This window comes from Paenibacillus sp. 01T47, assembly GCF_056398245.1.
In genome coordinates, this window is record NZ_JBFTPA010000008.1 from 275,242 (window position 1) to 291,592 (window position 16,351).

General features: G+C 44.4%; 10 protein-coding genes. All 10 read left to right on the forward strand.

Features of this window, described 5'->3' with window-relative positions; translation table 11 throughout:
- The first annotated feature begins 201 nt into the window (after positions 1 to 201).
- The 10 genes from uvrB to AC1DOV_RS18545 all read left to right on the forward strand — a co-directional run bounded on the left by uvrB (position 202) and on the right by AC1DOV_RS18545 (position 16,321).
- The gene (uvrB, locus tag AC1DOV_RS18500; RefSeq protein WP_477511530.1) at positions 202 to 2,202 is read left to right on the forward strand and encodes an excinuclease ABC subunit UvrB; all 2,001 of its coding nucleotides are present in this window, start codon (positions 202 to 204) and stop codon (positions 2,200 to 2,202) included.
- A 19-nt stretch (positions 2,203 to 2,221) separates the two neighbouring features.
- Positions 2,222 to 5,104 (forward strand): excinuclease ABC subunit UvrA, encoded by a 2,883-nt coding sequence (gene uvrA / locus AC1DOV_RS18505; RefSeq protein ID WP_339205325.1) that lies wholly within the window; start codon positions 2,222 to 2,224, stop codon positions 5,102 to 5,104.
- A gap of 252 nt (positions 5,105 to 5,356) precedes the next feature.
- Positions 5,357 to 6,265, forward strand: a complete 909-nt coding sequence (locus AC1DOV_RS18510) for a carbohydrate ABC transporter permease (protein ID WP_076266160.1) — start codon at positions 5,357 to 5,359, stop codon at positions 6,263 to 6,265.
- Between the two features lie 21 nt (positions 6,266 to 6,286).
- Positions 6,287 to 7,111: a carbohydrate ABC transporter permease gene (locus tag AC1DOV_RS18515; RefSeq protein ID WP_339205323.1), complete on the forward strand. Its 825-nt coding sequence runs from the start codon at positions 6,287 to 6,289 to the stop codon at positions 7,109 to 7,111.
- 121 nt (positions 7,112 to 7,232) lie between these two features.
- Positions 7,233 to 8,591 carry an ABC transporter substrate-binding protein gene (locus tag AC1DOV_RS18520; RefSeq protein WP_430057022.1) on the forward strand — a complete coding sequence of 453 codons (1,359 nt, stop codon included), beginning with the start codon at positions 7,233 to 7,235 and terminating at the stop codon, positions 8,589 to 8,591.
- Positions 8,592 to 8,701: 110 nt separating this feature from the next.
- A complete protein-coding gene (locus AC1DOV_RS18525) occupies positions 8,702 to 10,507 on the forward strand; it encodes a cache domain-containing sensor histidine kinase (protein ID WP_477550695.1) in 1,806 nt (601 codons plus the stop codon).
- Positions 10,482 to 12,086 carry a response regulator transcription factor gene (locus tag AC1DOV_RS18530; protein WP_441874815.1) on the forward strand — a complete coding sequence of 535 codons (1,605 nt, stop codon included), beginning with the start codon at positions 10,482 to 10,484 and terminating at the stop codon, positions 12,084 to 12,086. Before AC1DOV_RS18525 ends, AC1DOV_RS18530 begins: the two co-directional genes overlap by 26 nt.
- A gap of 16 nt (positions 12,087 to 12,102) precedes the next feature.
- Positions 12,103 to 13,953: a DUF2264 domain-containing protein gene (locus tag AC1DOV_RS18535; protein WP_477550696.1), complete on the forward strand. Its 1,851-nt coding sequence runs from the start codon at positions 12,103 to 12,105 to the stop codon at positions 13,951 to 13,953.
- A 9-nt stretch (positions 13,954 to 13,962) separates the two neighbouring features.
- The gene (locus AC1DOV_RS18540; protein WP_477550711.1) at positions 13,963 to 15,078 is read left to right on the forward strand and encodes a glycoside hydrolase family 88 protein; all 1,116 of its coding nucleotides are present in this window, start codon (positions 13,963 to 13,965) and stop codon (positions 15,076 to 15,078) included.
- 289 nt (positions 15,079 to 15,367) lie between these two features.
- Positions 15,368 to 16,321 (forward strand): hypothetical protein, encoded by a 954-nt coding sequence (locus AC1DOV_RS18545; RefSeq protein ID WP_477550697.1) that lies wholly within the window; start codon positions 15,368 to 15,370, stop codon positions 16,319 to 16,321.
- The last annotated feature ends 30 nt before the right edge of the window (positions 16,322 to 16,351 follow it).

A 16,351-nucleotide genomic window follows, 5' to 3' on the forward strand; every position in this document is an offset into this window, starting at 1 on the left:
GAATACATCAGCGCAGGCGAGCAACTGACTATGCTGTACGTATTCTTTTTTTGTTTTCCGACGTTGCGCGACTTTAAGGATAACGTTATAATAGATGGGAACAAACATTCTTATTTTGAAATATCAGATGAAATGAAATGACTATATTTGACTATAATGATAAGAGCATATATTTCGGAATGATGGGGGTGGATGATAGGCGTGAGTGAGCTCGCAAAAGAAACAAGGCTGTTTGAGTTAAAATCGGATTATACGCCGCAAGGCGATCAACCAAAGGCAATCGAACAGCTTATAGAAGGTATTCATGCAGGTAAGAGACATCAGACGCTTCTGGGAGCAACGGGTACAGGCAAGACGTACACAATCGCGAACATGATCGAGGAGCTAAACCGACCAACGCTTGTAATTGCCCATAATAAGACGCTGGCCGCACAGCTGTGCAGTGAGTTCAAAACTTTTTTCCCTGACAATGCAGTAGAGTATTTTGTGAGCTACTATGATTATTATCAGCCGGAAGCATACATCCCTTCAACCGATACGTTTATTGAGAAGGACTCCAGCATAAACGATGAGATCGATAAGCTTCGACATTCAGCGACGAGCTCTTTGTTTGAACGCCGTGATGTGATCATCGTAGCGAGCGTTTCCTGTATTTACGGTCTCGGATCTCCGACGGAATACGGCGGCCTCGTGCTTTCGCTCCGTGTAGGGATGGAGAAGTCGCGGGATGCAATTCTGCATAAGCTGGTCGATATTCAATATCAGCGCAACGATATCAGCTTTACGCGCGGAACGTTCCGTGTTCGCGGCGACATTGTTGAGATCTTCCCAGTCGCCAATAATGAGCGGGCTATTCGTGTAGAGCTCTTTGGTGATGAGATTGAGCGCATTTCAGAAATTGATGTGCTCACCGGCGAAATCATTGGCGAACGCGATCATATTGCCATTTTCCCTGCTTCTCACTTCGTTACTCAAGAAGAGACGATGAAGGTAGCGCTCGTCAATATTGAGAGGGAGCTGGAGGAACGACTCGTCGAGCTCCGCGAAGCAGGCAAGCTGCTCGAAGCACAGCGACTGGAGCAGCGGACGCGCTATGACTTGGAAATGATGGCGGAGATGGGCTTTTGCTCAGGCATTGAGAACTATTCGGGGCCGCTCACTTTTAGAGAGCGAGGAGCAACGCCTTATACGCTGCTTGATTATTTCCCTGATGATATGGTTATTGTTATTGATGAGTCCCATGTATCGCTGCCACAGATTCGAGCGATGTATAATGGTGACCGGGCGCGTAAAGAGATGCTCGTTAATCACGGCTTCCGCCTTCCGTCAGCAATGGATAACAGGCCGCTGCGCTTCGAGGAGTTCGAGGCGAAGGCCAAGCAGCTCGTTTATGTATCCGCAACGCCAGGTCCATACGAGATAGAGCACACCGACAAAATGATCGAACAAATTATTCGTCCTACTGGTCTGATTGATCCGATCATTGATGTCCGCCCAACGAAGGGACAAATCGATGACTTGTTGAACGAGATTCGGGATCGCATTGCGAAGGATGAACGGGTTCTTGTTACAACGCTGACGAAGAAGATGTCAGAGGATTTAACTGATTATATGAAGGAGATAGGCATTAAGGTAAGGTATCTCCATTCCGATATTAAGACGTTGGAGCGATTGGCCATACTGCGTGACCTAAGGCTCGGCGTTTTCCACGTGCTCATTGGAATCAACCTGCTTCGAGAGGGCCTCGATTTGCCTGAGGTATCGCTCGTTACGATTCTCGATGCGGACAAAGAAGGGTTTCTTCGCTCGGATCGCGCGCTCATTCAAACGATTGGACGTGCGGCGAGAAACAGTGAAGGGCGCGTTATCATGTACGGCGATAAGATTACCGATTCTATGGATCGCGCGATCAAAGAAACAGAGCGCCGTCGTACCATTCAGCTGGCATACAACGAGAAACACGGCGTTACGCCGCAAACGATCAAGAAAAAGGTTCACGATGTAATAGAAGCGACGAAGGTAGCCGAGCAGAAAGCCGACTACTTAACCGGTGCCGGCGTGGACAAAATGACCAAGAAAGACCGTCTGGCGCTTGTTCAAAGGCTGGAAGCGGAAATGAAAGACGCAGCAAAAAACTTGCAGTTCGAACGTGCAGCAGAACTGCGGGATGCGCTGCTTGAACTGCGTGCCGAGATGGGCTAAGAAGTAGGAGGAGAAACGATTGGCTAGCGATAAAATAGTTGTGAAGGGCGCTCGCGCCCATAATTTAAAAAACATTGACGTCACGATACCGCGCGACAAATTTGTGGTACTGACGGGGTTAAGCGGCTCCGGTAAATCTTCCCTTGCATTCGATACCATCTATGCAGAGGGACAGCGTCGTTACGTTGAATCATTATCCGCTTATGCACGCCAATTTCTTGGGCAAATGGAAAAGCCGGATGTTGATTCTATTGATGGGCTATCACCAGCTATATCTATTGATCAGAAGACGACAAGCCGCAATCCGCGTTCTACGGTCGGAACGGTTACTGAAATTTATGATTATTTGCGGCTCTTATTTGCCCGTATCGGCAAGCCGCATTGTCCAGAGCATGGGATCGAAATAACGTCGCAGACCGTTGAGCAAATGGTCGATCGGATTATGGAATACCCAGAGAAGACGAAGCTGCAAATTTTGGCTCCGCTTATTTCAGGCCGCAAAGGGGAGCATACCAAGCTGCTCGCAGACATTCAGAAGCAAGGTTTTGTACGTGTACGCGTGAATGGCGAATTGCGAGAGCTCAGCGAGAAGATTGAGCTAGAAAAAAATAAAAAGCACAGCATCGAAGTGGTTGTCGATCGTATCGTCGTGAAATCAGATATTCAAACGAGGCTTGCCGATTCAATCGAAACTGCGCTGAAAATATCTGAGGGCCGGGTGCTCGTTGATATCATCGATCAGGAGGAGCTTCTATTCAGCTCAAATCTGGCTTGTCCAGAATGCGGTTTTAGTATCGAAGAGCTGGAGCCGCGCATGTTCTCGTTCAATAGTCCTTACGGGGCATGCCCGGATTGTGATGGTTTAGGCATGAAAATGATCGTTGATCCAGATTTGCTCGTACCTGATATGAGCAAGTCGATTGCGGATGCTGCTTTCCTTGCTTGGGCGGGCAGTACGTCAAATTATTATCCGCAGTTTCTAAGTGCGGTTTGCGTGCATTATGGCATACCGCAGGATGTTCCGGTATCCGAGCTTGAGCCGGAGCAGATGAAGAAGATATTATATGGAACAGGCGGAGAGCGTGTTCGTTTCCTATATGAGAACGATTTTGGTCATCGCAAAGAGGCCTATGTTCCATTCGAAGGCATCGTTCATAACCTTGAGCGGCGTTATAGAGACACCGCATCGGATATGATGCGCGAGCATATTGAGAACTATATGAGTGCTAAGCCATGTGCAGGCTGTAAGGGACAACGTCTTCGCAAGGAAACATTAGCGGTTACGATCAACGCGCAGCACATTTCCCAAGTCACCTCCTTATCTATTGGAGATGCACAGCGGTATTTTGATTCGTTAAAACTGTCTCAGAAGGAAATAGCAATCGCAAACTTGATCTTGAAAGAGATCAACAGCCGACTAGGTTTCCTTGTAAATGTAGGATTAGAGTATTTGTCATTAAGCCGCGCAGCGGGTACACTGTCGGGCGGAGAAGCACAGCGTATTCGATTGGCAACGCAAATTGGATCAAGCCTTATGGGCGTCCTTTATATATTGGACGAGCCAAGCATTGGGCTGCACCAAAGAGATAATGATCGCTTGATTGAGACGCTTGAGCATATGCGCAACCTTGGAAATACGCTCATCGTCGTTGAGCATGACGAGGATACGATGCTGGCAGCCGATTATATTATCGACATCGGGCCTGGAGCGGGTATACACGGAGGCATGGTCATTGCAGAAGGAACGCCTGAGGAAGTGATGGCGAATGAAAACTCATTGACGGGCCAATATTTGAGTGGACGCAAGTTTATTGAAGTGCCTTCCGAGCGCCGCAAGACGAGCGACAAATGGTTAGAGGTTCGTGGCGCGAAGGAGAACAATTTAAGAAATGTAAATGTGAAGATTCCACTTGGTGTATTCTCAGCGGTAACCGGTGTTTCGGGTTCTGGGAAGTCGACCTTCGTTAATGAAATTTTGTACAAAACGTTAGCGCGTGATTTGAACAAAGCGAAGACGCGTCCTGGACAGTACAAGGAAATGCGAGGCATCGAGCATTTGGAGAAGGTCATCGATATTGACCAATCGCCAATCGGCCGAACGCCAAGATCTAATCCAGCTACGTATACCGGAGTATTTGATGATATCCGTGATTTGTATGCGAGTACGACGGAATCGAAAGTACGCGGCTACAAGAAGGGAAGATTCAGCTTCAATGTGAAGGGCGGACGCTGCGAAGCCTGTCGCGGAGATGGAATCATTAAGATTGAGATGCACTTCCTTCCTGATGTCTATGTGCCTTGTGAGATTTGCAAAGGTAAACGATATAATCGGGAGACGCTGGAAGTGAAATACAAAGGTAAAAATATTGCGGAAGTGCTGGAAATGACCATTGAGGATGGCTGCTCATTCTTTGAGAACATTCCTCGTATTCATCGGAAAGTCCAGACGCTGCTTGATGTAGGTCTTGGTTATATGAAGCTGGGTCAACCAGCTACCACATTATCAGGTGGTGAAGCGCAGCGCGTTAAGCTGGCTGCTGAGCTTTATCGTCGTTCCACGGGCAAGACGCTTTACATTTTGGATGAACCAACAACGGGCTTGCACGTGCATGACATCGACAGATTGTTGACCGTGCTTCACCGCTTGGTTGATTCAGGTGAATCCGTGCTCGTAATTGAGCATAACTTGGACGTCATTAAGACGGCGGATTATTTGATAGATCTAGGTCCAGAAGGCGGCAATGGCGGCGGTATGATTGTGGCAACAGGCACGCCGGAACAGGTTATTAAAGTTGAGCAATCGTATACGGGTAAATATTTAAAACCAATTCTTGAGCGTGATCGCGAACGTACAACAGCGCGTCATAAAGAGAATCTAAAGGTTGCTGCGGCAGCTGAATAATGAAGTGAAAAGAGGGAGCAAGCTGAGTATTCACTCAGTTTGCTCCCTCTTTTTTTTTTTTTTTTTTTGCATATTTTCAACCTAAATAAAATGAAACAACGATTAAGAATAAACGAAAGTGATTAAGCTCAAAAAAACGTGTGAACAGATAAAAAGTAAAATATGTTCCAAAATACAAAGATCTAATTCTTATGAGCCTCTCGTTTTTTTTCTAAAATGAAGCATATAAACAAAGTTTGAAGGAGGAGCTTCATGAGACAGAAAAAAACGTTAGTCCAGCTCAGTATGGGAGCAAGGGAGCAAATTGCAGGCTATTTATTCGTTGCTCCTTTAATGATCGGACTCGTTGTACTTACATTGATTCCTGTATTAGGATCACTGCTGCTTAGCTTTACGAGTTGGAATTTTGTTGCGGGAATTGATGCAATAAAATTTGTAGGTTTTGATAATTTTGAACGACTGTTTAATGACTCTGTTTTTATGAAAAGTTTAGTAAACAATCTCATCTTCATTATTACGGTGCCCATTACGATCGTATTGGCATTGGTGCTGTCGATCATTATTGATAAGCATGTGTACTTGAAGGATATGTTTAAAGTTGTTTACTTTTTACCGTACATTTCTAGTGTTGTTGCAGTAGCTATGGTATGGCAGGTGCTCTTCCATCCTTCGTATGGACCGGTTAACAATTTCTTAATTTCGATCGGATTCGAGAATCCACCGAAGTGGCTTGCCGATATCGACTATGCGATGCCATCGTTGATGATGATTCAAATTTGGATTCTGCTCGGCTATAACATTATTATTTTCATAGCTGGCTTGCAGGGCATACCGAAAGATCTTTATGAAGCAGCTGACATTGACGGTGCGAATACATGGACTAAATTCCGTAAAATTACGGTGCCTTGCATATCGCCAACTACGTTCTTCCTGCTCGTAACTGGAATTATTGGTACTTTCAAAATTTTCGATTTGATTCAAGTGTTAACACAGGGCGGTCCCGCTAACTCAACGACCGTTATCGTATATGAATTATATGACACAGCATTCAATCAATTGAAAACAGGCTACGCATCGAGTATGGCTCTCGTACTTTTTGTCATTTGCCTAGCTATAACGGGCTTGCAGATGCTCGCACAAAAAAAATGGGTGAACTATTAATTCAGGAAGGAGGAATTGGCAATGAAAAATGTGAATGTGTCCAAAATCGTATGGACAATTATTATGGCCGCCTTCGGCATGATGTCGCTGCTCCCATTCTTGTGGATGCTGACCACCTCATTCAAACCGGAAGCAGATGTATTCAACTTTCCAATTGAATGGATTCCAACGAAGTGGCATCTGATCGAAAATTACAAACAAGTGTGGACAGGAGGGTTTCTCCGGTATTACACGAACTCCATATACATTACTTTAACGACAACCGTGATCAATGTATTCGTATGTGCACTGGCAGCGTTCGGCTTCTCAAAACTGCGTTTCCGAGGCAGAGACACGATGTTCCTTCTTGTTCTTGCCTTATATATGGTGCCGCCACAAGCGTCGTTGGTACCGCAATTTTTATTGTTTAACTGGTTGAACCTCATCGATACGCATATTGGTCTTATTCTTATTAACAGCTTTAGTATTATTGGAGCGTTTATGCTCAGACAATTTTTTATGGGCGTAAATAATGAATATATGGAATCAGCACGTATGGATGGTGCAGGCCATTTCCGTTCCTTTTTTCAAATTGCACTGCCGCTCATTCGTCCGGGTCTAGCAACCTACGCGATTCTGCGATTTATATGGACATGGAATGATTACCAGTATCCGCTTATCTTTTTGAAGTCGAAGGATCTATTCACGATTCAGCTGGGCATTAGGCTTTTTGGAGACCAATATGGTGATATTTACTCCCTTATGATGGCTGGCGCTGTATCAGCGATCGTTCCTTTGCTCATTATTTTTGCGATTGGTCAAAAACAGGTTATCGAAGGCATTTCTCTTGGTGGTGTAAAAGGGTAACAAAGTCAAAATAGTTTCTCTTCAGTAAAATATGGGAACTTCGAATCAGAAATGAACGTGGTAGGATTTGTTTGTAGACGTTTTCATAACTAGTCGTGTTATAAATATTAGGAGGGTTACGATGAAAAAGAGATTATCGATGATGTTATTGGGGTTAGCAGTATTCGCATCGGCTTGTTCCGGGGGCAATAATGGTGGAAATTCAAATGCTGGCAGCGCGACAAACGCGACTAATGCTCCAAAAGAGCCAGCAGCAGAGCAAGTAACACTGAAGCTAAGCACGTGGCAAACGGACGGCAAGGCGAAGTGGACGGAAGTTATTTCGGCTTTTGAAGAAAAACATCCGAATATTAAGGTAGAACTTGACCTCTTGAATGAAAAAGGTGATTCCATTGCTTCCATGCAAAAGCTGGATCTAATGGCAGCATCCAATGATCAGCTTGATATTATCGAATTGCCTTACACGAACTATTCACAGCGCGCCGATATTGGATTGCTGGAGCCTTTGGATAGCTATATCGAAAAGGATGGCTATAAATACGAAGACGAGTACCTTGTAGACACGAAGGTAAACGATAAAATTTACGCTTTGCCCTCCTCCATGCAGCGTTGGTTCGTGCTTTTAAATAAAGAAATGCTCGACGAGGCTGGATTGCCTGTTCCAACGGACTGGACTTGGAAAGAGTTTATGGAATATGCGCAAAAACTAACGAAGGGCGAAGGAACAACGAAACGTTATGGAGCTTATTTGCATAACTGGCCGGATTACTTCCAACTGCAAATGATGAGCAAGCCTTCGGAAAATACATTCCTGAAAGCGGACGGTACATCCAATGCGACGGACCCTGTGCTTAAAGCAAACTTGGAAATGATGAAAAAAATGATGTACGAAGACAAGAGCGCTAATATGTACGAGGATATTATTTCGCAAAAGCTTGCTTACCGCAACCAATATTTCAACGGTCTAGCTGCTATGCTGCCGATGGGTGACTGGATGGTAGCTGAGTCCGGAGGTACGGATGCCATTCCAGCTAATTTCGTAACTGCATTCGCACCGCTTCCGAAATTGGATGGCGAAAGCAAACATTATTCCCCAGTACAACCGACTTATATGGGAGTAGCAGCGAAATCGAAAAATAAAGAAGCAGCTTATACCTTTGTAAGATGGTATACCTCTGAAGGTCTTGCTGTCAGCGGCCGTGTATTCTCCGGCTGGGCGAAGTCTGATTCCAGCAAGCTTATCGATACCATTGTGGCGGCTGCAAAAGATCCTTCAAAAATCGATGTAGAGTCATTGAAATATACGATGAGCACTACGGTTCCAGGAAATGCGCCAGTACCTGCCAAATATGCAGATGAAGCGAAAAATACAGTTATTCCAGAAGCGGAATTGTATATCTTAGGCAAACAAGACGTGGATACAACGATTGCGAACATTGATAAAAATATCGCAGAGGTTGTTAAGAATAACGGCAATTAATGACGAGTTTGATTGAAATTGATCTTTCGTATTAAAGGGCTTACAATGTTTTGGGACAGAAAGAGCATCAATTTCTGTCCCTATTCTATTCAGATATGAGGCCTGCACTTGTGTTAATTCGACAAGATTCATTACGGATGAAATTAGTTTGGTCAGCATTGATTTGTTTTGTCATTCCGCTAGCTGTTATTTACCTCGTCACCAACTATTTAACGAAAGATATTATTTTGGACAAAGTGGTCTTGAATGCGGAGGATTCGCTCAAGGTTGCTAAATCTGAAATTAACAGCGTGTTTGAGCAGACATTGAGTTTATCGAATTTTGTGTTAATGAACGCTGAAATACGTCAAATGCTAATGGTCAACAAAGCTGAATTAACGCTGCAGGAGCAAAAGCAGGAATATGCGGTTAATTTCAGTAAGCTGTCGCGAATTTTGGATGATCTTTTTATTCAAAAAAATGATTTTCAAGTTACGATTTTAGGGGTGAAGGACCCCTTTTATACAAACTATTCACACAGTGATTTGAACCCGAGATTGTGGTATGAGAGAAAATGGTTTCATCAATTAAATGAGCTGCCGATATTTTCTACCTATTGGCTTGGCGAACAAATTCAAACAGAAAAGATGACGACAAATTACGTAACGATGGGAAGACCGATCAAGAAGACGGCAAGTATTCCAATTGGCTATATGATCGTTAATATAAATGAGCGCTTAATACGCCCCTATCTTACAACAAACGAAAATCAGGAAATGTTTTTGTTAGACTCAAACGGCGTCGTGATCTCGCAAGCGAACCCATCCAAAATAGGAGAAAAGCTGCTTTGGTGGAAGCCAGAGGGGATGGGTCGTACGATCGAAATCGAAAGAAAAAAATATGTTTATGTCGAGCAAAAATTAGAGAGCAACGATTGGCGGGTCGTTAGCCTTATTCCAATGTCCGCGGCCATTGATAAAAACAAACAGGTGCTGTTCGTTAGCTTCATCGTTCAAGCCTTGTTCTTCTCGTTATTTTTTGTGCTGTTGACGATCCGAATATCTGCATTAACGAAGCCTATTCGTGATTTAAGCGTGTTTGTTACGAAAATTGGACGTGGTCAGCTCGACGAGCGCAATAATATACGCGGGCATAACGAAGTCGGTCATTTAGCGAAAACGATAGATTTTATGCTGGATCGCATTCAAGAGATGTTCGAGCAAATTACATTAGAACAGGCGAAAAAACGAAAAGCGGAGCTTGAAATGCTTCAGGCTCAAATTAATCCGCATTTTATGTTTAATCTGCTCAATTCGATAAGGCTCAATATATTGATTCAAGGGGATCAGGAGAATGCGGAGTTAATCAAATCGCTTTCCTCTTTATTGCGAATGACGATTAATCGGGATAATGAGTTTATTCCTTTGGAGGAAGAGGGAGACACCGTGCTCCATTATGTGAAGCTTATGAATTTCCGACATGCCAATCAAGTAAGAGTCGCTTATAACTTTGAAGCTGGCTGCGAGCAAGCATTGGTTCCGCGATTCATGATTCAACCGTTAATAGAGAATGCGATCATTCATGGATTCGAACAATTTGACGGTGAAATATTTATCGATGCGAACAAAGAGCATGACGATGGACGTGAGCTGCTTCGAATTGTGGTGCGAGATAACGGAATTGGAATGACTAAAGATAAGCTGAAAGAGCTTCAAGCGAAAAGTGAGGATATACGCGACCCGCAGGAAAGCGAAAATAAAAGCTTTTCGGGCATCGGCGTAAAAAATGTGTTTCAGAGGCTGCGGCTCGTTTATGGAGAGTATGTCAAAACCACAATTGAAAGCGAGTCAGGTGTCGGAACGAAGATAACATTAATATTCCCATTCGAGTGTAAGAGAGCAGGTGCGCAGCATGTTGACGGCAATTCTAGTGGATGATGATTATCCGGTAGTACGTTATCTCTCTCAAACTGTTTTGTGGCATGAACTTGATATCCATTTGATCGGCTGTTATTCAAACGGTCTCGAGGCTTGGGAGGCAGCATGCCAGAGTCCGCCCGATATTATACTAACCGATATTGGCATGCCAAAAATGAGCGGGCTTGAGATGCTTGAGAAGTTTTGTGAAATTAATCCAAAAGGCAGAGCCGTTGTTCTGTCCTGCCACAATGAATTTAAATATGCACAGCAAGCGCTGAAATTGAATGTGAAAGATTATATTTTGAAAGAAAGCTTGGATGTCGAGCAATTACAAGCCATATTGAAAAATATCGTGACCGATTTGCAATTAGAGAACAAAAAAGCGACGGATATGGTTTTGTACAAGCAAAAGAATCAATCCGCGTTTAAAGAAAAGTTTTTGAAAGACACCTTGTTTCAATCCTATTGGACAAAGGAAGCATGGTTGGAGCAAGCTCGGACGAACGGTATTTCACTCGATGCCAAAAGCTATATTCCACTAGTCGTTATTATTGATCGCATGTCGACCGTTGCAAGCAACAGGAAGTTGAATGATTATACGATTGCGTTCTCCGTTGAAAACGTCTTGCACGACTTATTGGATGCTTCACGTTGGGTGACCTTTCGTTATAGCAATAAGCAGTTAGTTATTTTGTACGGCAGCAATGATCCAGCCAAAGAGCAGCAAGAGATTTATTATGCGATGCAGGAAGCTATTGCCGTGATCTACAAGTATTTAAAAATATCTGTTTCCTGTATACAAGGAAGAGAAACGAGAGGGCCAAAAGAAATGCAAGGGGTCCTGCTTCCGATGCTGAAAGAGCCGGAGCATTGCTTTTATCTCAAAGAATCGGCAGTACACAATTTCGGAGTGGTGTCATTCTCCAAAGATGATATGTATACGGAGTATTCTCAATTGTTTGCGAGCATCAATCAAAGCATCGCTTTAAATGAACCAGACGAGCTGCGGAAAACGATTGTGGAGTGGACGCATGAGGTTCGAGCAAGAAGGTTTCATCCGAGCAACGTAAAGGAATTAGTGCTGCAGCTGCTTATGGACCTGCAAATGAAAACAAAAGTTACACTGCAGTATCACCCATTCTTATCGGAAGAGAAGCTGTACGATGCGGTGAATGCGATTGAAACATTAGATCATTTGGAAGAATGGATGATCCAGCATTTGAATGAGCTATCCAGAAGGTTAAGTATATATGCGATTAGCTCTAAACGTACGGAAGTGATCAAGGCACAGCAATTTGTTGTATCGCATGTAACGGAGAAAATGACGCTGGAGGATATGGCTAACCATTTGAACTTGAATTCCAGTTATTTTAGCCGCTTGTTTAAAAAAGAGACAAATCAAAATTTCATCGAATACGTCAATATGGTCAAGCTTCAGAAAGCGAAGGAGCTTCTCCAGCAATCCAGCAAAAGTGTTGAAGAGATTTCCGATTATTTGGGTTATGCCAACAAAAGTTATTTCATTAAGTTGTTCAAACGTGAGATGGGCATGAGACCTAGCGAATATTCGGTTTGGAGCAAAGGTCATTTTGAGTGAAACGGAGAGAGCTTTCATGGCAGCAACGAGAGTTTTAGATCAGGTGAGATTACAATCGAAAACAGATTTGCAGCAAGCGGTTAACGAGGCCTTTGAACCGTTGAAGGAGCGATTCACTCCCGGGTACGCTGGTTTGGATCTCGGTGCGACAGGAGCGATTCATAGTGAGGCTATTGCCTTGATGGAAGCTTTTGCGCGTCCATTATGGGGACTGGTTCCGCATGCCTGCGGCGGGGGAGAATCAGATCTGTGGCCGATGTATGTACAGGGCATCATTCACGGAACCGATCCGGATCATGAGGAGTATTGGGGTCATTTCGGAACGAAAGATCAGAGAATGGTAGAGCAATCTATTCTTGGCTTAGGACTCGCGCTTGCTCCCCATAAAATATGGGAACCGCTAACTGACAAGCAAAAAGACAATGTATACCGCTGGCTTAATCAAATAAATCTCGTTGATCGATCCAATCCGAATAACTGGCTGATGTTTACGGTACTAGTGAATGTGGGCTTCCAAAAAGTAGGTTTGCCGCACGATCAAGACATAATGGACAACTACCTGGACACTATTGATTCCTATTACTTAAGCGACGGCTGGTATTCGGATGGGAAGACGGATCAGCGGGACTATTATATTCCGTTCGCCATGCATTATTATGGACTCCTCTATGCCAAGCTGATGGAGCACGAGGATGCGGAGCGGGCTGCGCGTTACCGTGAGCGCGCAAGCCTATTCGCTCAGGATTTCATACATTGGTTTGCTGAGGATGGAAGCAGCATCCCATTCGGGCGCAGCCTCACGTATCGTTTTGCACAAGTTTCTTTCTGGAGTGCGTTAGTATTTGCGGATGTGCTGCCTTTCTCCATGGGAGTGATGAAAGGCATTATTATGCGCCATTTGCGTTGGTGGTTCTCACAGCCGATCTTTACGCCTGATGGCTTGCTAAGTATCGGATATGCTTATCCGAATTTACTGATGGGCGAAGGCTATAATGCGCCAGGATCTCCTTATTGGTCGTATAAAGCATTTCTTATTTTAGCTTTGCCGGATGAGCATCCCTTCTGGCAGGCAGAGGAAGAGGCATTGCCTGAGCTTAAGCCGCTTGTCGCTCAGCCGCATGCACGTATGACCATTAGCCGTCCGGAAGGCCATAAGCATGTCATTGCCTATGGATCAGGTCAAATGGCTAACTTCGATATGTCGCATAGCGCGGCAAAATATTCGAAATTTGCCTACTCGACTTTATTCGGCTTCAGCGTGCCAAAAGGTTACTACGGGCTTACGCAGGGGGCATATGATTCGACACTTGCGCTAAGTGAATGCGATGAGCATTATCGTGTTCGGCGATTTTGTGAGGAGTTTCGAATTCAGGAGAAATCGGTCTACTCCCGCTGGCTGCCATGGGCAAATGTGGAGGTACAGACATGGATTATACCGGCGGGCTTGTGGCATGTTCGTGTACATCGAATCAAGGCGGAGCGCGAGCTTGATGTCGCCGAGGGCGGATTTGCGGTTCAGACGTTGGCAGGTGACGCAAAGGATCAAGCAGTTGTCCTAACGGCAACCGGAGGCGTGCTTGCAAAAATGCCAGACGGAATGAGTGGAATGATTAACATTTCCGGCTTCGAGCAAGCGATAATGGTTTATCCAGAGGCGAATACGAATGTGCTTAAGCCTCGAACGATGATACCGACGTTAACCGCTCGTTTGACACAAGGTGAGCATATACTCATATCCGCTGTCTTTGGTGTGACAAACAGCAAAGAGAACGAGCTGGAGTGGTTAAACCCTCCTAGTGTTGAGCGGGACAGCTCGGGGAAAATGATAATCGGAAATATACTTCATAATGACATTCTTCTGGGGTGATAAATAGTGATGTGGCAAACAGCAATTGACGATGCGATAGTTAAAGTGAAGCAAAATATAGGTAAACATCCAGGCAAGCTGCCGCATATTTCGGAGGGGCAGCGTTATGAGTGGGGAGAGAATGATGACTGGATCGAAGGCTTTTATATTGGCATGATGTGGCTTGCCTATGAATCTAGTGAAGATGTTTACTATAAGGAAGCAGCGGAGTCCTTTTTGCCGAACTTTAAAGACCGGCTTGATCGCCATGTGGCGCTCGATCATCATGATATTGGTTTCCTATATTCGTTGTCAGCCGTTGCACAGTGGCGAGTGACAGGAAGCGAAGAGGCCCGGATGGTGGCGCTTGAAGCTGCAGAAAGGCTCTATTCACGCTGGCGGCCGAGGATAGGGATCATTCAAGCCTGGGGCAAAGAGGATGACCCGGAAAACGGGGGACGAATGATCATTGATTGTTTAATGAATCTTCCACTGTTGTTCTGGGCTTACGAACAGACCGGCGAACAAAAATATTATGATATTGCCTATAAACATGCTTGTGCCAGTCAAAAATTTCTGGTTCGTGGCGACCGATCATCGTATCATACGTTTTACTTCGATCCTAAGACGGGTCATGCGCTTCGAGGCGGGACTCATCAAGGTTATGAGGATGGCTCGACTTGGACAAGAGGGCAAGCTTGGGGCATTTATGGATTTGCACTCGCATATCGCTATACAAAGGATGCCGCTTTTTTGGAGACGTCCAAACGGCTGGCTCATTACTTTATTGAGCATTTGCCCGAGGATCATGTCGCTTATTGGGATTTTGATGTACCGATGGAATGGGATACGCCTCGTGACAGCTCAGCATCGGCAATTGCCGTTTGCGGCATGTTGGAGCTGATGGAGCTGCTTGCTGAAGGGGATGCCGATCTTGCTATATTTGAGAAGGCCATTCATAGCAGCATGAATTCATTAGTTCAGCGTTATGCAACAACAGATCTTCCGAATGCGGAGGGGCTGCTGAAGCACGGCTCTTATCATGTGCGAGGCGATCGTGCGCCGGATGATTATATGATTTGGGGCGATTATTATTATTTAGAAGCGTTAATTCGCATGAACAAAGGCATTAAAGGGTATTGGTAGCCTATGTAGAAGCTTAGAAACAAGCTTAGCTGAATGATCTTGTCCACCCCTATAGAAGAGGCTGTCACTTTAGGTTCATAACCTTTAGCGGCAGTCTCTTTTCTGTGTAGGGAGTCAAGATTCATCTGCATCGCTAGTTTGGCAAAGCGGTTTAGCTGCATTTTTAGCAATAGGTAAAAATTATACGATATCAGTCAAATCTGTTCATTATAGCGAAGTTTGGTTTCTGTCTATAATAGTACAAAGTTTAATTGTAAGTGCTTACATAGAGAGAGGAGGCAAGGACAACGTGAAAGGGAAAAAGCTGTTATTCGTCGTATGCAGCATGCTTATTGTGCTTATTGCAGGAGCATTATCGCTGGGTAACATGCCTGCTCTAAACCCTGCGGATAAGACTGCGTTTACTATCGATAATTACGATGTTTCGGAAAGTGAATTTCAAGCATTTTTACAAAGCAACAAGGCTTTAACGACAAGTTATTTCAAGCGAACCTACAATGCCGGTTATGACAAGGATTTTTGGGCAGCATCGTTCAACGGTGAAAACCCGCTGGAGTATGCGAAGCAAAAAGCTATGGATGAGCTTGTGAAGGTGAAAATGGAGCAAATCATTTTGAAGGAGAATGGTGTCCTCCGTGACATTTCTTACGAAGCGTTCTTGAAGAGCTATGATCAAGAAAATAAGGATAGAGCAAAAAAAGCAGCTAACAATCAGCCTATTTACGGCCCCAAGAAGTATGGGAAAGCAGAGTACTACTCCTATTATCAAAGCATGAACGTTCAGAAGCTCATCGATAAATGGACGAAGGAAGCGCAACGTACGCTGCCCGACCAAGAGCTTAAACTTTATTATGACAAGGTGAAGCAGCAGTATTTTCACAAAGGGTATGAATTCGATTACGAGAAAATTTCCTTGGATAGCAAAGCGGGTATGAAGGAGGAGCTGACACTTAATCTGGCGGAAACCTCCAAAGAGGATACACTATCGCAAAATCTTTACACCCTATTTCTTGGCCTCTCGGAAGGTGAGTATAGCGATATCGATCAATCAGGCGAAGGAATGTATAGGTATAGGCTTCTAGCAAAGCGAGATAAAGGCATGGAAAAGTATGAGGATGTTAAAAACGCCGTCATTCAACTGCATGTGCAGGAGCGGCTAGAAGAAGAAGTGAGCAAGCGATTGAAACAGTCGACGATTGAATTTAATAAGGAGGTGTTTCCTAAAATAACGTTCATGTCGTAAGTCTATCAAAAATAATAGGAGGATGATTTT

Coding starts and splice junctions, on each gene's coding strand:
- AC1DOV_RS18510 (WP_076266160.1), top strand. CDS start 5,357: ATGAGACAGAAAAAAACGTTAGTCCAGCTCAGTATGGGAGCAAGGGAG.
- AC1DOV_RS18515 (WP_339205323.1), top strand. CDS start 6,287: ATGAAAAATGTGAATGTGTCCAAAATCGTATGGACAATTATTATGGCC.
- AC1DOV_RS18520 (WP_430057022.1), top strand. CDS start 7,233: ATGAAAAAGAGATTATCGATGATGTTATTGGGGTTAGCAGTATTCGCA.
- AC1DOV_RS18530 (WP_441874815.1), top strand. CDS start 10,482: ATGTTGACGGCAATTCTAGTGGATGATGATTATCCGGTAGTACGTTAT.
- AC1DOV_RS18535 (WP_477550696.1), top strand. CDS start 12,103: ATGGCAGCAACGAGAGTTTTAGATCAGGTGAGATTACAATCGAAAACA.
- AC1DOV_RS18540 (WP_477550711.1), top strand. CDS start 13,963: ATGTGGCAAACAGCAATTGACGATGCGATAGTTAAAGTGAAGCAAAAT.